22 protein-coding genes and 3 tRNA genes are annotated in these 16,651 nt (G+C 48.9%); 4 read left to right on the top strand and 21 right to left on the bottom strand.

All coding sequences use genetic code 11. From position 1 onward, the window contains the following. Window positions 1-432: 432 nt before the first annotated feature. From larB to ybaK, 3 genes are all read right to left on the bottom strand, one after another. The gene (gene larB, locus Q0G26_RS10065) at window positions 433-1,176 is read right to left on the bottom strand and encodes a nickel pincer cofactor biosynthesis protein LarB (RefSeq protein WP_293830316.1); all 744 of its coding nucleotides are present in this window, start codon (window positions 1,174-1,176) and stop codon (window positions 433-435) included. 135 nt (window positions 1,177-1,311) lie between these two features. After that, a complete protein-coding gene (thrC, locus tag Q0G26_RS10060) occupies window positions 1,312-2,802 on the bottom strand; it encodes a threonine synthase (protein ID WP_293830314.1) in 1,491 nt (496 codons plus the stop codon). Between the two features lie 156 nt (window positions 2,803-2,958). Then, window positions 2,959-3,444 (bottom strand): Cys-tRNA(Pro) deacylase, encoded by a 486-nt coding sequence (gene ybaK / locus Q0G26_RS10055; RefSeq protein ID WP_293830312.1) that lies wholly within the window; start codon window positions 3,442-3,444, stop codon window positions 2,959-2,961. A gap of 97 nt (window positions 3,445-3,541) precedes the next feature. Between ybaK and nadE the strand changes: the two genes are divergently transcribed. The 4 genes from nadE to Q0G26_RS10035 all read left to right on the top strand — a co-directional run bounded on the left by nadE (window position 3,542) and on the right by Q0G26_RS10035 (window position 5,795). Next, entirely contained in the window at window positions 3,542-5,434 is a 1,893-nt protein-coding gene (nadE, locus tag Q0G26_RS10050) for an NAD(+) synthase (RefSeq protein ID WP_293830310.1), read from the top strand. Window positions 5,435-5,553: 119 nt separating this feature from the next. Then, window positions 5,554-5,630: transfer RNA gene (locus tag Q0G26_RS10045), tRNA-Pro, on the top strand. A 5-nt stretch (window positions 5,631-5,635) separates the two neighbouring features. Further along, window positions 5,636-5,709: transfer RNA gene (locus Q0G26_RS10040), tRNA-Gly, on the top strand. A 9-nt stretch (window positions 5,710-5,718) separates the two neighbouring features. Next, window positions 5,719-5,795, top strand: a tRNA-Arg gene (locus tag Q0G26_RS10035). Between the two features lie 301 nt (window positions 5,796-6,096). On the opposite strand, the gene Q0G26_RS10030 is transcribed toward Q0G26_RS10035, so the two are convergent. From Q0G26_RS10030 to nrdR, 18 genes are all read right to left on the bottom strand, one after another. Beyond that, a complete protein-coding gene (locus Q0G26_RS10030; RefSeq protein WP_293830308.1) occupies window positions 6,097-6,300 on the bottom strand; it encodes a hypothetical protein in 204 nt (67 codons plus the stop codon). A 79-nt stretch (window positions 6,301-6,379) separates the two neighbouring features. Further along, window positions 6,380-6,616, bottom strand: a complete 237-nt coding sequence (locus tag Q0G26_RS10025; protein ID WP_293830306.1) for a hypothetical protein — start codon at window positions 6,614-6,616, stop codon at window positions 6,380-6,382. Window positions 6,617-6,744: 128 nt separating this feature from the next. Continuing rightward, window positions 6,745-6,921, bottom strand: a complete 177-nt coding sequence (locus tag Q0G26_RS10020) for a hypothetical protein (protein WP_293830304.1) — start codon at window positions 6,919-6,921, stop codon at window positions 6,745-6,747. Between the two features lie 480 nt (window positions 6,922-7,401). After that, on the bottom strand, window positions 7,402-7,557 hold the full coding sequence (locus Q0G26_RS10015; protein WP_293830302.1) for a hypothetical protein: 156 nt from the start codon (window positions 7,555-7,557) through the stop codon (window positions 7,402-7,404). A gap of 96 nt (window positions 7,558-7,653) precedes the next feature. Then, entirely contained in the window at window positions 7,654-7,857 is a 204-nt protein-coding gene (locus Q0G26_RS10010; protein WP_293830300.1) for a hypothetical protein, read from the bottom strand. Window positions 7,858-7,908: 51 nt separating this feature from the next. Beyond that, window positions 7,909-8,100: a hypothetical protein gene (locus Q0G26_RS10005; RefSeq protein WP_293830298.1), complete on the bottom strand. Its 192-nt coding sequence runs from the start codon at window positions 8,098-8,100 to the stop codon at window positions 7,909-7,911. 536 nt (window positions 8,101-8,636) lie between these two features. Beyond that, window positions 8,637-8,870: a hypothetical protein gene (locus tag Q0G26_RS10000; protein WP_293830296.1), complete on the bottom strand. Its 234-nt coding sequence runs from the start codon at window positions 8,868-8,870 to the stop codon at window positions 8,637-8,639. A gap of 25 nt (window positions 8,871-8,895) precedes the next feature. Next, on the bottom strand, window positions 8,896-9,657 hold the full coding sequence (gene recO, locus Q0G26_RS09995) for a DNA repair protein RecO (protein ID WP_293830294.1): 762 nt from the start codon (window positions 9,655-9,657) through the stop codon (window positions 8,896-8,898). Continuing rightward, a complete protein-coding gene (locus Q0G26_RS09990) occupies window positions 9,650-10,414 on the bottom strand; it encodes a hemolysin family protein (protein ID WP_293830292.1) in 765 nt (254 codons plus the stop codon). Before Q0G26_RS09990 ends, recO begins: the two co-directional genes overlap by 8 nt. 129 nt (window positions 10,415-10,543) lie before the next feature. Then, window positions 10,544-11,413, bottom strand: coding sequence for a GTPase Era (gene era, locus Q0G26_RS09985; RefSeq protein WP_268257877.1), 870 nt, complete (start codon window positions 11,411-11,413; stop codon window positions 10,544-10,546). 63 nt (window positions 11,414-11,476) lie between these two features. Further along, window positions 11,477-11,884, bottom strand: coding sequence for a cytidine deaminase (locus Q0G26_RS09980; RefSeq protein WP_293391813.1), 408 nt, complete (start codon window positions 11,882-11,884; stop codon window positions 11,477-11,479). 56 nt (window positions 11,885-11,940) lie between these two features. Then, window positions 11,941-12,447 (bottom strand): rRNA maturation RNase YbeY, encoded by a 507-nt coding sequence (gene ybeY, locus Q0G26_RS09975; RefSeq protein ID WP_293830290.1) that lies wholly within the window; start codon window positions 12,445-12,447, stop codon window positions 11,941-11,943. Next, window positions 12,437-13,423, bottom strand: a complete 987-nt coding sequence (locus Q0G26_RS09970; protein ID WP_366517770.1) for a PhoH family protein — start codon at window positions 13,421-13,423, stop codon at window positions 12,437-12,439. The genes ybeY and Q0G26_RS09970 overlap by 11 nt, the downstream gene beginning before the upstream one ends. Before the next feature lie 53 nt (window positions 13,424-13,476). Then, entirely contained in the window at window positions 13,477-14,037 is a 561-nt protein-coding gene (locus tag Q0G26_RS09965) for a peptidylprolyl isomerase (protein ID WP_293830286.1), read from the bottom strand. Window positions 14,038-14,086: 49 nt separating this feature from the next. Next, a complete protein-coding gene (locus Q0G26_RS09960; RefSeq protein ID WP_293830284.1) occupies window positions 14,087-14,833 on the bottom strand; it encodes an alpha/beta hydrolase in 747 nt (248 codons plus the stop codon). Window positions 14,834-14,969: 136 nt separating this feature from the next. Further along, on the bottom strand, window positions 14,970-15,791 hold the full coding sequence (pgeF, locus tag Q0G26_RS09955; RefSeq protein ID WP_293830282.1) for a peptidoglycan editing factor PgeF: 822 nt from the start codon (window positions 15,789-15,791) through the stop codon (window positions 14,970-14,972). Window positions 15,792-15,915: 124 nt separating this feature from the next. Then, on the bottom strand, window positions 15,916-16,167 hold the full coding sequence (locus Q0G26_RS09950) for a hypothetical protein (protein WP_293830280.1): 252 nt from the start codon (window positions 16,165-16,167) through the stop codon (window positions 15,916-15,918). Between the two features lie 11 nt (window positions 16,168-16,178). Continuing rightward, on the bottom strand, window positions 16,179-16,646 hold the full coding sequence (gene nrdR, locus Q0G26_RS09945; protein ID WP_293830278.1) for a transcriptional regulator NrdR: 468 nt from the start codon (window positions 16,644-16,646) through the stop codon (window positions 16,179-16,181). Between the last annotated feature and the right edge of the window lie 5 nt (window positions 16,647-16,651).

Raw genomic sequence — 16,651 nt, 5'->3', positions numbered from 1 at the left:
GTTAAGCAGATTTGCGAAGTTTAGCCTTCCGCAAGTCTGATATATCTTCCCTGAAAGGGAAGGTGGCTGCGAGCTTTAGCGAGCAGACGGAAGGGTTGCAACGCGATATATCAATTGCGACGCTTACGCCCCCTTCCGCCTCACTACGTTCGGCACCTTCCCCAAGGGGCAGGCAAGACTAATAGCTTCAGACTCGGTTCCCCCTCGGGGGAACTGTCGCGTAAGCGACTAAAGGGGGCGATGCACAACCCTCAGTCATCGCCTACGGCGATGCCAGCTCCCTTGCAGGGAGCATATAAAAGTTAAGCAGATTTGCGAAGTTTAGCCTTCCGCAAGTCTGATATATCTTCCCTGAAAGGGAAGGTGGCTGCGAGCTTTGCGAGCAGACGGAAGGGTTGCAACGCGATATTTAATTGCGACGCACACGCCAACTCATTTACACGCCAGCCTGTTAATCTGCGTCGCAATAATCCCCGCACCATACCCATTATCAATATTCACAACCGACACACAATTAGCACAAGAATTAATCATCGTCAGCAGCGCACTCAACCCATGAAAGCTAGCCCCATACCCGACAGAAGTAGGCACCGCAATCACCGGATTACGCACCAGCCCGCCAACAACACTCGCCAGCGCGCCCTCCATACCGGCAGCCGTCACCACACAATTCGCCTGCTGCAGCAAATCAACCTTATCCAAAAGGCGGTGAATCCCGCTCACACCCACATCATAAAGACGTTCCACATGCGTCCCGAAAAACTCCGCCGTCTGCGCCGCCTCCTCCGCCACCGGAATATCAGCAGTACCCGCAGTACAAACAACAACGCAGCCACAGCGCACCTTATCCGGACGCTCCTGCTTCAGCGTCCGCGCCACCTCGTCATAAACAATATCAGGCAAACGTCGCCGCACCAGCTCAAACTGCTCCGGCGTCGCCCGCGTACCAAAAACCTCGCCCTGCTCCGCCAAAAGACGCTCAAAAATATCCGCCAGATAAGCATCAGGCTTACCACTGCAATATACAACCTCCGCAAAGCCGGTACGCTGCTCACGCGAAGTGTCAAGACGCGCATAATTTAAATTCTCATACGCCTTACGATTAAAAAAACGCTCAGCCTCAGCCACAGACAGCTCACCACTGCGCACCTGTTCAAGTACACTCCTGGAGTCCACTTTATACCTCCTTTTATGACAAAGACTTAGTCCGCCGCCCGGCAGACTAAGTCTTGCATATATAAATATTAAATTTCGGTTATATTATAGCGAAAACATACCCACAACGCAAGTACTCTCCGCATCAAGCCACAATTACACCAGATTCTTCACAACCGCCAGCTCCATCTTGTCCGCAGGAATAACCTCGGAATGCAGCACCGGCAGGTTCTCCAGCGCCAGCATACGCGGCGGAATCTCCGTACCAGTATCGGCATGCAGCTTTTGCAGCAGCTCAAAAGGATTACTGCTCTGCGGCTGCGCGTCATCAAGCGCCGCCAGCACACTATCAGCAAACTTATACGGACTTGCGGTAGACAGCACCACAGTATAGGTTTCATCACTGGTCAGGAAGCGATATTTTTCCATCGCACGCCAAGCAACGGCAGTATGCGTATCCATCAAATAATGATGATCATTATAGATACGGCCGATAGCCTCCTTCGTTTCCAGCTCATCAACCCAGGCACCGAAGAACTGGCTTTGAATCTGCTTCAGATCATCGCTGTCAATCTCATAATGACCTTCGGTATTCAAACGCTTCATATAATCTGCCACACGCGCAGCATCATGCTCCGTCACACTGTACAGCAAGCGCTCCAGATTGCTGGAAACAAGGATATCCATCGAAGGAGAAACAGTTTTATAAAATTCGCGGCGCTTATCATAAACACCGGTATTGATAAAATCAGTCAGGACATTATTGCTGTTGGAAGCGCACAGCAGTCTGTCAATCGGCAGGCCCATCAGCTTAGCATAATAACCGGCCAGAATATCACCGAAATTACCGGTAGGAACAACAAAATTAATCGGCTGACCGGCAGTAATCTTACCTGCCTTAATCGCATCAACATAAGCGCTGAAATAATACACAATCTGCGGCACCAGACGGCCCCAGTTAATAGAATTGGCAGAAGAGAAGGTATAGCCCTTCTTTTCCAGCTCATCACTGAGCGCAGTATTACCGAAAATTTCCTTCACGCCGCGCTGAGCATCATCAAAATTACCCTCAATGCCAAAAACCTTCACGTTCTTGCCAGCCTGGGTAATCATCTGCTGCTTCTGGATATCGCTCACGCCCTCACTAGGGTAGAAAACAATAATCTGCGTACCAGGAACATCAGCAAAGCCCTCCAAAGCAGCCTTGCCTGTATCGCCGGAGGTTGCAACCAGAATAACAACCTTATTCGTCTCGCCCGTCTTCTGCATCGAACGTGTCAGAAGATGCGGCAAAAGCTGGAGCGCCATATCCTTAAAAGCGGACGTCGGACCATGCCACAGCTCCAGCACAGCAGTATTATCATTCACCTGCACCAGCGGCACAGGATTATCACCAAATTTTTCCGGCGCGTAGGCAGCATTCACACACTCGCGCAGCTCGTCCTCGCTGAAATCAGTCAGAAACTGCAGCAGCACATCAATCGCACGCTCAGTGTAAGGCTTGCGCTCCATCGCCTTTATATCAATCATACGCATCGCAGGAATATTCTGCGGCACAAACAAACCACCATCTGCTGCCAGGCCGCGGGTAATCGCATGCGCAGCAGAAACTAAATCAGTTTTCCCTCGTGTACTAACATATAACATAAATTCAACCTACTTTCTTCTATAGTTTTTGACATCATACTGCCTGCAGCGTTAACTATACGTCTACAGGCCAGCACAGCCGTATTTCTTCCAAACACAATTGTGCAAATAGGTTATCAAGATTATAATAGCACATTTTAAAAGAAGGAACAAGAGTTACTCCGCAAAAATAAGCGGCGCCACTGTCGCAGAGGTAGCACGCTGCAAATCAGCAGGTGCTGCAATAATCTGCATACCGCGTTGACCGGCGCTGATAGCAATCTCCGGCCAGTTATTGCTCGTCTCGTCCATATATACAGGATAATTCTTCTTCGCGCCTAAGGGTGAACAGCCACCGCGGATATAGCCTGTCAGCGGCAGCACCTCCTTCAGGTGCACCAGCTCAGCACGCTTATTGCCGCTGGCTCTAGCTAAAGCTTTCAAATCAAGCTCACCGTCACCCGGAATCACGGCAAACATAATACCGTTCTTGTCACCGCGTACCACAAGTGTTTTGAATACCTGTGATGCAGGCATGCCAACCTCTGCGGCAACATGCACAGCATCCAGATGCTCCTCGTCTACCGGATATTCCAGCAGGCGATATTCTATCTTCAGCTCGTCCAGGCGGCGGGCTGCATTAGTTTTTTTGTTATGTTTCATCAGGAAAAACCCCCTCTATGCTAGAGAAATTACTTCATCTCTGTTATAATAGCACTATAGTAATGTAAAATGCAAATAAAATTGTGAGGACAATAAATTGAAGCTGAAAATTATCTGCGGACAGCTGGAAATAACTCCCGGCCGTCCTGATGTAAACTATAAGAAAATCATTGACGCTATCGAAAAAGCGCGTAGCTTTGCAGCCGATATCCTGCTGTTGCCGGAAATGGCGCTTCCCGGTTATCTTATCGGCGACATCTGGGAGCAGCAGACCTTTTTGGATGACTGCGCCTATTATGCCGAAAAAATCGTCGCAGCCACTGAAAATATCTGCGTAATCTTCGGTAGCGTTGCCACCGAGCCCGGTAAGCTCAATGAAGACGGACGCGTGCGCAAGTACAACGCCGCCTTTGCCTGCCAAAACGGCAGGCTCGTTGGCGGTTATCAGGGACGCAACTTCTTCATCAAGAACTCGCTGCCCAACTACCGCGAATTTGATGACTGCCGTCATTTTTACAGCCTGCAGAAGCTCTGCGCTGAAGAAGGTGCGAGCGTCAGCGAAGCACTGCAGCCATTGGAAATTGTCATTCGAGGCACCAGCCTGCGCCTTGGCGTCATGCTGTGCGAGGACGGCTGGACGGAAAACTATCATCTCAACGTACCGCAAACGCTGGCAGCCAATGGAGCACAGCTTTTATGCAACCTTTCCTGCTCGCCCTATACGCTGGGCAAAAACCGTAAGCGCAACCGCCTTTTCAGTGCGCAGGCACGCACCGCAGGCATTCCGCTCATCTACTGCAACAACGTCGGTATCCAAAATAACGGCAAGAACATCTTCACCTACGACGGCTGCACTTCCGCCTACAACGGCGACGGCAGTCTGGTTAGCTCCGCGCCCATGTATGAGGACACCTTTTTGGAATTGACCTGGGATACAGAAGCAAACTGCCTTATCCCCACCTGCCCTCCGGCCGTGCTGCCCCAGGAACCGGAATCCGTTTACCGCGCCCTGCGCTACGGCACCGCCAGATTTTTGCAGCAATGCGGTATCAAACGCATGACCATCGGTCTTTCCGGCGGCATCGACAGCGCCGTAACCGCCGTCATGTATGCGGATATCCTGGGACCGGAAAATATCCTGCTGCTCAACCTGCCTTCACGCTTCAACTCAGCTGCCACGCGCAACAGCGCGCAGCAGCTGGCGCAAGCATTAGGCGCCAACTACGCCGTAATGCCCATCAACGAAAGCTATGAGCTGACAGTCAAGCAGTTGGAAGAAACTCCCATCACCCATCTGGCAGACGGCAACAGCTTCAATCTGCAGCTCAGCGAACTGATTAAAGAAAATATCCAGGCCCGCGACCGCGGTGCACGTGTCATTGCCGCTGCCTCTGCAGCCTTCGGCGGCGCCTTCAGCTGTAACTCCAACAAAGCAGAGCTGGCTATTGGCTACGCCACCTTCTACGGCGACATCTGCGGCGCTATGGCCATGATTGGTGACCTGTGGAAGCACCAGGTATATGCCTTGGGGCGTTATCTGAATGAGGAAGTCTACAAGCGCGAGGTAATCCCCGAAGCCATCTTCTGCATACGCCCCAGTGCCGAGCTTTCAGACGCGCAGACAGTAGGCAATGGCGGCGACCCGCTGGTTTATGGCTATCACGATTATCTGCTGCGCGCCTTTATTGAAAATTGGCACAAAACTACACCGGCAGATATCCTGCGCTGGTACAAGGCAGGCACGCTGGCGGCAGAGCTTGGCTGCACACAGGAAGCGATTGACGAAGCCTGCCCCGACGTCGCTGCGCTGATTGCTGATTTGGAACGCTGGTGGAAGCTGTTCGCAGGCTTTGCTGTTGCCAAACGCATTCAGGCACCGCCTGTTTTGTCGCTCACTAAACGCGCCTTTGGCTATGACCACCGCGAAGCACAGCTCACGCCCTATTTCTCACGTGAATATTACGAACTGAAGGAAGAACTGCTGCAGTAAAAAAGCTTATCCGGCAGAAGAAAAATATGCTTTTATATTTTTCTTCTGCTTTATGATTAACAAACTATATATTTTCTCTTGACATCTGTTTAATTAAATAGTATAATACCTTTTGTATTCGGGGTGTAGCGCAGTTTGGTAGCGCACCTGCCTTGGGAGCAGGGTGTCGCAGGTTCGAATCCTGCCACTCCGACCATTTGCGCGGGTGTAGTTTAGTGGTAAAACCTCAGCCTTCCAAGCTGATGTTGTGGGTTCGATTCCCATCGCCCGCTCCAAATTAATATGGTTCAGTAGCTCAGTTGGATAGAGCAACGGCCTTCTAAGCCGTGGGTCGGGGGTTCGAATCCCTCCTGGATCACCATGAAAGAACCCCCGCAATCATGCAGGTTGCGGGGTATTTTTGTGTGTAAAAAAACACCTGTGCTAAGCAAGCAGTTAACTAAATTTTTTATTGTTTGTGTTTATCAGCCCATTCGACACAATCCCGGTTTAGGAAAACCCTAACTCCCCACCACCATAATCTGGTTCTAGTTCCTACACTGCATCATCAATCCATCCGTATACTTTGCAGCCTAAGAAGCAGCAATCAAGTGGATTCGCACTACGTCTCGTAAATTCATATTGACAATATACAGGACATAAGTGTTTCATTTTTTGTTTCCCTACGCCTTGCTACACTTTTCATAGTAAATAGTTTTCTTTGTAGGCTTAAACACAGTAATAACTCCAGTAAAAACATCAACTTTTACATAGTCATTGTTATACGAATCATAGCGAACCACAATGTTTTTACCAACTTCGTATCCACGGATACCGCCTGTTTCAGGAGCTTGTTCTGCAAGACATTTTACATATAAGGCCTGCATCGTAAGCAAGCTCTAGTTTCAGTCCTTGTATTATGTGCTCATAGTTTTAACTCAAATAAAAGAGTAGCCAGAAAAATATCTAACTATGCTTAAGAAATGAAATTTTTGAACCATTCATGATATCTTGCCATTTACAAGCCAAAGCACAGCGCTCACTTATTGGAGAGTTCTCATCATTTTCATCCCCGAGTTCTTCAAGCTCAATTTCTACCATTTTGTCAAAAATTGCTTCTTGTCCTTCCGGCGATAAATTATACGCTTCTTGAAGAGTCATGCCTGTTTCTCGTTCAAAGAATTCAATTAGTTTTTGTAGCAATTTTAAGCCTCCGATAATAACGATCCAAATGAAATCTCAAAGAAAATCCGCTTGTCAAATTCATAGCCATTCATGAAGTTTTCGAGTATTGTAAGAATTTTGCAAATCGTGTCAAAATCCCTCATAAGTTACTCCTCGATGATTTCAAAATAGCTGGCTGGAACATAATAAGTTTCATCCATATCTGTATTAATTTGATACCATTTTCTCTTTTTAGGCCCCTTAATAGCAACATCGAGCACATCATAAATTTTTCCCTGTGTACCAAAAGGAAAATCACTTTGAGCTATCCATTTTACCTTCATTCAACCACCTACTTACCACAAGATAAATAGCTAATTCTCTAAATTAACATTATATCTTTCCAAAGTATTTTTCAAGGGATTTTCTTTAGTTTAGAATGCGAGCTTTTCATCTTTATCCCTTAGATACTTATCCTCGTTGCAACCAGTAAAACGAATAAATCAAAGCCTGCTCATTGAGTGGGCTCTTTTATTCGCTGGCGAACGTCAACAGCTCATCATGCGACATATCAGCAAACTCATTGCGTTTTTACGTCGTTTTACTAAATCCTGAAAACGTAGTGCCTTCTTAACCATATGCATCTGATAAACCGGCAAAGCGTAACAGACAATCATTAAATCTTCCAAGTTATCTTGCCATTGCTGCCATCAGTCCATCATTGCTACCAGCTTGTATAAGCACAAGTTTTCAAATTTTTGTGTATTCAAATTCAGCCTTAGCTATCTTCATACCGTATGCTAAACTCTTATTAAATACCTAAATTAGTAGCATGCATAATCTGTCAATAATTTTTTATACCTCTTTAACTTCTCCTTGATATCATCTGGTGCATTATCCGCGAGTTTACCACATCCCACAATATACGGAGAAATTTCTTCGTATAATTTTTCAACTTCATCACTAAATTCAAATTTCATAATAACAATCCCCATAACCGCTTGAAATCATTAAATTATTAAAAAAATTTTTATTTGCTTTTAGCATCTGCCTTTTTCATTTGCCAGTTGCTTATCTCATAAAAGCCATGCTTCTTCTAATACCTGCTTTTTATATTCTTCAAATAACTCTTTGATTTCTTCCGGTGCATCATCACGAATCCCACCTAATCTGGCAAAATACGGTTCGAGTTGCTTTTCCATACTGATAACCTTATCTGACCATTCTCGCGGTTTCATAGCTACGGCTTTCACCTCTTTAATCTTTTTAGCCTTTTTCATCTTGAACACCACGCTTTACAGCAGCTCAAAAATATTTGCTGCAGTTTCCGTTTAAGCCTGCTTATATATCTGCTTTACCTTCTTAAAAATTTCCCAGTTCGTCTTTACGAACCAAGCAAACACACAGCCAACAGCAAAGGTTACAGCGCTTTTTTCGTCTGTTACTACGTTCAAAATAGATCTGAGCATCAGTCCTATCGCCAAAAATTCAAATACCAAAAATAAAATCACATGCTTTTTCATTAAGTAATCTCCTATCTGTTATATAATCATACACATTTTTTCACTAACACTTAAAACATAAATTGCACTAATCTGCAAGTATAGTATACTGCTGCGCATACCATAATCTCTTTTTTGAATCTGTAATTTCTATTATAAGTCAACAACACCAAGCAAATCATAAATATATCCGTAAGCTTCATTTACATATCATCTCCACTACTTTCTTTGGTTTCTTACTTTTCATATGTTAGTTTTTCTGCTCTTCCCTCCGCTCGCGTTCATGGTTTCTATTATTTTTACTCGAAGATTATCCTCAACCTTCTGTCTTGCTTTTATTTTAACATATCGCTCCAATTTTTACAATTTACTTGAATATCTTTTCTTGATACTTAACAAATCTTATCTTGCATTATTAAATAATAGCAATATAATTAACTCAGCAGCAGAAGATTTTTCGCTGCAGTATATCGGCTGTTAATTTTAAAACGCCTACAAAAATACACACTCTCCCCCAAAAACAAAAAGCGTGGACCTGCGTCCACGCTTTTTTATGCTCATTGCTGCTTTGCAGCAGCAACCTTCTCTAAATCTTCCAAAGAAATCTCGCCAGCCTTAAGCAGCTTGACAATCTTCTTTACTGTCACAGCTTGCTCTTCAGTAAGGCGGAATTGTACCTGCTTGGTTACAGCATCTCCTTCAAGCTTCTTACGTCCAGCACCTGGACGCGCACCACCTGTATTAGGACGAGCACCGCCCCAGGTTCCTTTAGTTTTTATTTCTTCAGTCATACACTACTCCTTCTTCTACACAGCCTCACAGCTGCAGCTGACTCAAAAAGTTTAAGCTGTTCAACGGCTTATCCGTCTGAAAGAAGATAAACTTGAAGAGAATTTTTTCCAGCTCCATCAACGCGCCGCCTCGCACCCTAAATGGCGCCGGCTGCTCGTAATCGAGCTGCGCCAGCCACCGCCACAGCTCGCGTGCTTCCGCACTGCACGGCTCCAGGCCATCACCGTTATAGCTGCTCCTGCAGCTGCTGCAGATAAGCCCGCCCTGCAGCGGACTGAACCACGCATCCTCCTGCGCCGTCACAGCCTCACCACAATGCACGCAATGCGTAAGCTGCGGCGCAAAGCCCGTAGCCGCCAGCAGCTTTATAGCATAGGACAAAACAACAAGACGCGGATTGCGCTGCAGCAGCGCCGCCAGGGCAGCACCCAGCATTTCATAAAGCTCCGGCTGCGGCACCCTGTCCTCCGTCAGCACGGCAGTCAGCTCCGACGCCACCGCCGCATAAGCCATCTGCTGCATATCCATTGACTTCGGCAGCTGCAAAAGCTCGCAGCTGCGCAGCTTGTCTACCTTCTGCCCCTGCTGCACCTCAATATGCAGATTGGCAAAGGGCTGCAGCAATCTGCCATGTACATTTTTTTCATAACGGGCACCATAGGCGATAAAGCGCACCTTGCCATGCTCCTTAGTAAAGCAGACCGCATACTTATCTGCGGTCTGCCAGTTTTTTACATGTAAAACAAGCGCATCATCTGCCAAAAGCACTCTTTGCGAATCATTCATCGTGCTGCTCTTCCTTCTGCTCCGGCGCCTGCGGCAGCTTCGCAGCCAGCACGCGCACTACACGGAAGCCATCCGTGCGCAGCACCTTGAAGCTGTAGCCGGAAATCTCCACAGTATCGCCAATCTCAGGCTTGCGTCCCAGCAGACCGAAGACGTAACCGCCGATGGTGTCCTCCTCTGGGTCAGCAAATGCAATGGACAGCTGCTCTGCTACATCATCCAGCAGCACCATGCCGTCAAATTCAACGTTACCATCAGGCAAGGGCTGTACATCAGGCGGTTCAGCCGCTTCATGCTCATCCTGAATCTCACCGACGATTTCCTCCACCAGGTCCTCCATCGTAATCAGGCCTGCAGTACCACCATACTCATCTGCCACCAGCACCATCTGCACATGACGCTGCTGCATCAGTCGCAAGGCCTTCGGCACCGGCATAGCCTCCGGGATAACAACAATCGGACGCATCAGACGACGCAGGTCAAAGGTAGTCTGCCCCGGCTTAAGCTTCAGCAGGTCGCGCACATGCAGCGTACCCACCACCTGGTCCTTATCCTCCATGCAGAGCGGATAGCGTGTATGATGACTGCTGCGCACAACAGCCATATTTTCGGCCAGCGTGTCATCTAAAAACAGGCACACCATATCCTGACGCGGCACCATGACCTCGCGCGCCACACGGTCGGCAAAGTCAAAAACATTGCCGATCATGCTGCTCTCGACATGGTCAATCTGGCCGTGGCGCTCGCTGGCGCTCACCAGCTGGCGCAGCTCGTCCTCACTGCTGGCGCTGCCCTCCTTGTGCCAGGTACCGGTTTGCAGATAATGCCAGGCAAGCGGCAGCCTGTGCCAGAAATCAATCAGTTTCCGAAAAAAGTTGATAAGTCCTCACTCCTTGTAGCCAAGCTGCTTCAAGGCTTTATCCTTGTTACGCCAGTCAGCCTTAACCTTAACCCATAAATCCAAAAAGACCTTGCAGTACAGCAGGTTTTCGATATCAGCACGCGCCTGCTGGCCGATTTTCTTCAGCAGGCTGCCCTTAGCGCCGATAACAATGCCCTTTTGTGATTCACGCTCTACAAAAATTGTTGCTCTGATATATACGTTCTCTTCGTCGCGCTCCTTGAATTCGTCCACCTCAACCGCTACGGAATGGGGAATTTCATCACGCGTCAGGCGCAATACCTTTTCACGAATCATTTCAGCGGCAATCACGCGCTCCGGCTGGTCGGTAATCATATCCTCCGGGAAGTACGCCGGTCCCTCCGGCAGATGCTTGGTGATTTCCTGCACCAGGCCGGGGAATTCGCTGTCATTCAGAGCGGAAACAGGTACAATCGCCGCAAATTTATACAGCTTATTGTAGCCTTCCATAATTTGGAACAGCTTTTGCTTATCTGCCAGCTTGTCAATCTTATTTACCACCAGGATTACCGGTGTTTTTACCTTCTGCAGCAGGTTCAGGATATAATCTTCGCCTGCGCCACGTTTTTCGGTTGCATCTACTACGAAGAGGACAACGTCAACCTCCTGCAGCGTGCTTTCAGCAGTGCGCACCATGTATTCGCCCAGCTTGTGCTGCGGCTTGTGGATGCCCGGTGTATCAAGAAACATAATCTGCGCATTATCCGTATTCATAATGCACATAATCTTGTTGCGGGTAGTCTGCGGTCTGTCGGACATGATGGCGATTTTTTCGCCGATCAGACTGTTTGTCAAAGTGGATTTGCCTACGTTCGGACGGCCCACCATAGCCACAAAGCCGGCATAATGTTTAGCTTCTTCGTTGTTTACCTTCTTTATCTTAATCAGCTCCTGTTATTATAATTCAAAACCATACGGCAGCAGTTCTTCTACCGTAGTAATTTTAAAGTCACCCTTCATATTTGCCAAAATTACGGTCTGGATACCAAACTCGCGCATTACCTGTCTGCAGGCACCGCAGGGAGAAACGGGGCCGGAGGTATCCGCAACTACGCACAGCTCTACCATCTCGCGCTCACCGGCGCAGGCAGCGTGGAAAATAGCGTTACGCTCGCCGCAGACACAAAGTCCGTAGGAAGCGTTTTCCACATTACAGCCACCGTAGATTTTTCCGTTGGCACAGCGTACTGCCGCACCTACAGCAAAGTTGGAATAAGGAATATAAGCATTCTTACGGGCAGCAACCGCTGCATCGTACAATTCGCGCCAAGCCGGGGATAATTCATTCAGTTTTACGTCTTTCATGGAAAGCACCTCCTATGATTTTTACAGGTTAATTATTAATTATTGAGCATTAAGCATCAATGAATACCAGTGGGATGGTCAAAATATTCTTCGGAAAGATTAATCGCACGCAGAGCTTCCTCCTCTTTCGCACGCATTTCAGCCTTATCCTCCTCCGTCATATGGTCATAGCCCAGCAGATGGAACATGCCGTGTACTGCCAGATACGTCATTTCACGCTCCAGGCCGTGGCCGTATTCCTCTGCCTGACGCAGAGCGGTTTCCGCCGAAATGATGATATCACCGAAAAGATGCTCCTCCGGTCCGCCAATCAGCTCCGGCTCCTCTTCATCAACGCAGTCCTCGTCCAACGCAAAGCTCAACACATCGGTAGGCTTATCCATACCGCGGTACTCACGGTTCAGCGCATGGATTTCCTCATCGTCGACAATAGTTACGTCCACCTCGGACTCCTCCGGCAGCTCATTCAAGCGTGCTACTGCCTGCAAGCCCTCCTGCAGACGTTCCAGCACCTGCGCGGAAAGCTCTAGCTTCTGCTGGTCATTTTCCAAATTAATTATCATGCTGTTTTTCTCCGTTATATTTTTCTTTTTGTTTTTCAAAGCGTTCGTAAGCCTTGATAATTGAGCCGACGATTTCGTGACGCACAACGTCCTGCTCGCTGAACTTAATCACGCCGATTCCCGGAACATTGCCCAAAATACGTGATGCGTCCTTCAGGCCGCTGTTCTTGCCACCCGGTAAATCTATCTGCGTAATATCACCGGTAATGACCATCTTGCTGCCAAAGCCGAAACGCGTCAGGAACATTTTCATCTGCTCCGGCGTAGTGTTCTGCGCCTCGTCCAAAATGATGAAGGCATCATTCAGCGTGCGTCCGCGCATGTAGGCCAACGGAGCAACCTCAATAGTGCCCTTGGTAAGATACTTCTGGAAGGTTTCTGTTCCCAGCATATCATACAGGCCATCATAAAGAGGACGCAGATACGGGTCTACCTTATCCTGCATATCGCCCGGCAAAAAGCCCAGCTTTTCGCCTGCTTCCACCGCAGGACGCGTCAGGATAATGCGCTCCACCTCTTTTTTCTTCAGTGCCGCTACTGCCAGCGCCACCGCCAGATAGGTTTTGCCTGTGCCTGCAGGTCCGATGCCCAAGGTGATATAGTTATGACGGATTGTTTCCACATATTGCCACTGTCCCAGGGTTTTGGCCTTCACCTGACGGCCGCGGTTGTTGACGATAATCGTATCAGCGTACATGCGGTGCAGGCTTTCCAGCTTACCCGCCTTCACCATATACATGCTGTAACGTACATCATGCGTTGTCAGCGGCAATCCCTGACGGTACAAAAACAAAAGCTCCTGCAGCAGCTGTTCCAGCTGTGCCACCTCTTCGGCACGTCCGCTCATTGTAATCTGATTACCGCGCGCGACGATTGTACAGTCAAAAGCACCACGGATTAAACGCAGAAATTCATCATTACGTCCGCAAATACCAACCATTTCCTGCTGGTCAACGGTTTCCAGTATACCTTGCATTTTTTCTTCTTCACTAGCCAAGCAATTTCCTCCTACCTGTTTTAAAAGGGGTGTTAACGTTTTTCTATCGTAACCTTCTTAATGATTACAGGCTCCAACGGTTTATCATTGGAATCTGTTGCTGTTTTGCCGATTTTATAAACAACATCCATGCCCTTGCTTACCTTGCCGAAAACAGCGTGCTTACCGTCAAGCCATTTAGTTTCACGCAGGGTGATAAAGAACTGGCTGCCGCCGGTATTCGGTCCGCGGTTCGCCATAGAGATAACACCGGGGCCATCATGCAACAGCTTGCTGCTGAACTCGTCCTTAATAGTGTAACCGGGGCCACCGGTGCCATTGCCGGCAGGGTCGCCGCCCTGAATCATAAAGTTATCGATTACGCGATGAAAGACAAGGCCGTTATAAAAGCCCTTTTCGGCCAGCGTAATAAAATTCTTCGACGTTTCCGGTGCATAATCTGTTGCCAGCTTCACCTCAAAATCGCCCATGCTCGTGCTAAAAACAGCTGTCGCAGGCTCTGCCTTCGGCGCCTGCTCCTGCTTTGCCTGGCCGCAGGCTGTGAGCGCCAGCGCACACACCAGCATCAGGCAGACTATCAATAATTTTTTCATGCTTCTCCTCCTCTGGAAAAGGATATATTTCCTCAAGTATATTATACAACTAACAAGCGCCGCATTTCAAGCGTTTGCCCAGCCAATCGCTCAGCAGTGCGCCTGCCTGCTCACTGTATTCGGTAAAGCTGTGGTCGCCGCCCTCAAAGATATGCAGCTCTGCCGCCTCGCCGATGGCTGCGGCGTTGCGCTGTCCCTGCTCTGCCAGCACCACCTCATCAGCGCTGCAGTGCAGCACAAGTACGGGTAATGGCTGCGCCTTCTGCAGCAATGCCGGCAGATTGTACTGGTCAAAGTCTGTCAGAAAATCCGGTGTCAGGGCGCATTCGCCGCGCTCATCGTTAAAACGCAGCGTTTCGCCGCTATCCAGACGACGGTATTCGTCCTCCGTCATCACGTAACGGAAGGTAAAGCGCAGGTCGTTAGGCGTCGCCCACAGAATTAAGCCAGCAAGAGCGCCGTCCTGCGCTGCGGTGATAATAGAAGCAGCACCGCCCAGGCTGCGTCCCAAAAGAAACAGTCTGCAGCCCGGCTGTCTGCGGCGTACCTCCGCCAGTACGGCGTGCAGCTCTTCCACCTGACGCGAAATTATCTGCGTACCCGTAAAGTTGAAGCGCACTACAGCAGCGTGCGCAGCAGCCTGCTGCGCCACGCCTGCAGCGCGGCCGCCGCTGTCGCGGCTGCCGCGGAAGCCATGCGCCATCACCAGAACGGCATTATTGTCACTGCGGTTCGGTTCCACAAGACATTCTATTTCCCCTAATGGTCCTGCAAAAGTAAAGGTATCCTTAAGCATCTTCACTCACTCTTTTCTTCAATTATTCTTAGCACGTGCCATTCACACTGCACATCTTTTTGGCAGACGTACCGCTCAACGAGCCGCGAGATTCTTTTGCTGACATATTGCCAAAACTATCATCGTCACTCAGCGCTTACACATTTTTAGCAAATTTATACAGGCACACGCCCATGCGCCCTGTTTTGCCCTGCTCCGCACGGTAGGAGCAGAACATTTCGTGGTTATGCTCTGTGCAGACGCCGGCAGTAAGGATATTTTCCGCCTTAAGACCTGCGTTAAGCAGCACCTCGCGGTTATAACCCCATAAGTCCAGCAGATACTTGCCCGGCTTTTCTGCTCTGGGCGCAAAGAACTGCTCGTAGCCTGCAGCCTTACTGCGCACAAAGTCGTCCACCTCATAGCAACATTGGCCGATAGACGGACCAATCGCCGCAACGATATCTGCGGGACGGGAGCCGAAGGCTTGCTGCATCGTCTCCACTGTTTTGCGGCCAATCTGCGCCACCGTACCGCGCCAGCCGGCGTGCGCTACAGCGCACACGCCCTGGCGCTCATCAACAAAAAGCAGCGGCACACAGTCAGCAAAAAACAGCAGCAGCGGCACATTAGCCAAATTCGTCACCAGCGCATCCGTCTCCTTGATGGTATCAGCCAGCGTAGTCGCACCGGCACCAACTAATGCTTCGTCCACCACAACGACCTTGCTGCCATGCACCTGCTCACAGGTAGTAAATCTGCTTGCGTCCAAACCTAAAGCCTGCGCAAACTGGCGGCGGTTCTGCAGCACCAGCTCCACCTCGTCACCCACATGCAGCGCCAGGTTCAACGTTCCCTCAGCGACGGTGCTTGCACCATGCAGGCGGCAGCTGCAGGCATTGCCAAAGCCAGCCTGCGTCAAACGTGGGAACGAACCCCACCAGAGATTATTTTTTTGCGTAATGATAAAATTCTGCATCCTAAAGTCCCCCTTAAAAGCACTCTAATTTATAGCTAAGTTCTAGCTGCAATATTACGCTTATACCAAAAGAGACGGCTGTCGCCGTCTCCTTTTATAAGTGCCTGCGGCACCATTTTGCTATTTACTTTTGATACGGTGCAGTACCATCGGGTATTTCCAGCACTACGGTGATAATCACTGTGCTGTCCGTAGCCTTGGCTGCAGTGTCCATAAACACAACCTTGGCACCATTATCCAAATAATAATTTACCTCTTTCACAGCTCCGTTATTGTTGTTGGAAAAAGTAAAGAGTCTTTCCTGCGCCAACGCCGAGCCGCTGAAGCCAGCCACTAGCATAGCAGTTGTCAAAGCAAGAAGCAAATAACGTTTCATCGTCTGCACCTCTATTTTTCTTCCTTGGTGTTCTGCATGATGCGCTCCAGCTCCTGCATAAAGTTGCGTACATCAGCAAACTGACGATATACAGAAGCAAAGCGAACGTAGGCAATCTGGTCCGTCTGCTCCAGATGCTTCATCACCAGCTCACCAATCTGGGCGCTGGGAACCTCAGCATCAGCACTCATTCGCAGCTCACGCTCAATGCTGTCAGCAATCTCTTTGATTTTTTCATAAGGAACAGGGCGTTTTTCGCAAGCCTTGAGCAGGCCTGCCAACAGCTTTTTGCCGTCAAAAAGCTCGCGACGGCCGTCCTTCTTGCTGACAACCAGCGGAGTTTCCTCATATTTTTCATACGTAGTGAAGCGTTTGCCGCAATTTGGGCATTCGCGTCTGCGACGAATGGAGCAGCCTTCCTCAACAGCGCGGCTGTCGATAACACGGCTGTCTCTGTGAGAGCAATACGGGCACTTCATATTAC

The organism is uncultured Phascolarctobacterium sp. (assembly GCF_934190775.1).
Lineage (GTDB): Bacteria > Bacillota > Negativicutes > Acidaminococcales > Acidaminococcaceae > Phascolarctobacterium_A.
The sequence above is the reverse complement of the archived record's forward strand: the minus strand, read 5'-3'. Positions and strand labels throughout refer to the sequence as shown.

What these genes read in the sequence shown, in the direction of transcription:
- recO (WP_293830294.1), bottom strand. Translation starts at nt 9,657, where the DNA reads ATGAATGATTCGCAAAGAGTGCTTTTGGCAGATGATGCGCTTGTTTTA.
- thrC (WP_293830314.1), bottom strand. Translation starts at nt 2,802, where the DNA reads ATGTTATATGTTAGTACACGAGGGAAAACTGATTTAGTTTCTGCTGCG.
- Q0G26_RS09970 (WP_366517770.1), bottom strand. Translation starts at nt 13,423, where the DNA reads ATGCAAGGTATACTGGAAACCGTTGACCAGCAGGAAATGGTTGGTATT.
- Q0G26_RS09980 (WP_293391813.1), bottom strand. Translation starts at nt 11,884, where the DNA reads ATGAAAGACGTAAAACTGAATGAATTATCCCCGGCTTGGCGCGAATTG.
- Q0G26_RS09950 (WP_293830280.1), bottom strand. Translation starts at nt 16,167, where the DNA reads ATGAAACGTTATTTGCTTCTTGCTTTGACAACTGCTATGCTAGTGGCT.
- Q0G26_RS10000 (WP_293830296.1), bottom strand. Translation starts at nt 8,870, where the DNA reads ATGACTGAAGAAATAAAAACTAAAGGAACCTGGGGCGGTGCTCGTCCT.
- Q0G26_RS10030 (WP_293830308.1), bottom strand. Translation starts at nt 6,300, where the DNA reads ATGCAGGCCTTATATGTAAAATGTCTTGCAGAACAAGCTCCTGAAACA.
- Q0G26_RS10010 (WP_293830300.1), bottom strand. Translation starts at nt 7,857, where the DNA reads ATGAAAAAGGCTAAAAAGATTAAAGAGGTGAAAGCCGTAGCTATGAAA.
- pgeF (WP_293830282.1), bottom strand. Translation starts at nt 15,791, where the DNA reads ATGCAGAATTTTATCATTACGCAAAAAAATAATCTCTGGTGGGGTTCG.
- ybeY (WP_293830290.1), bottom strand. Translation starts at nt 12,447, where the DNA reads ATGATAATTAATTTGGAAAATGACCAGCAGAAGCTAGAGCTTTCCGCG.
- ybaK (WP_293830312.1), bottom strand. Translation starts at nt 3,444, where the DNA reads ATGAAACATAACAAAAAAACTAATGCAGCCCGCCGCCTGGACGAGCTG.
- Q0G26_RS09960 (WP_293830284.1), bottom strand. Translation starts at nt 14,833, where the DNA reads ATGCTTAAGGATACCTTTACTTTTGCAGGACCATTAGGGGAAATAGAA.
- Q0G26_RS10015 (WP_293830302.1), bottom strand. Translation starts at nt 7,557, where the DNA reads ATGAAATTTGAATTTAGTGATGAAGTTGAAAAATTATACGAAGAAATT.
- Q0G26_RS10005 (WP_293830298.1), bottom strand. Translation starts at nt 8,100, where the DNA reads ATGAAAAAGCATGTGATTTTATTTTTGGTATTTGAATTTTTGGCGATA.
- Q0G26_RS10020 (WP_293830304.1), bottom strand. Translation starts at nt 6,921, where the DNA reads ATGAAGGTAAAATGGATAGCTCAAAGTGATTTTCCTTTTGGTACACAG.
- nrdR (WP_293830278.1), bottom strand. Translation starts at nt 16,646, where the DNA reads ATGAAGTGCCCGTATTGCTCTCACAGAGACAGCCGTGTTATCGACAGC.
- Q0G26_RS09965 (WP_293830286.1), bottom strand. Translation starts at nt 14,037, where the DNA reads ATGAAAAAATTATTGATAGTCTGCCTGATGCTGGTGTGTGCGCTGGCG.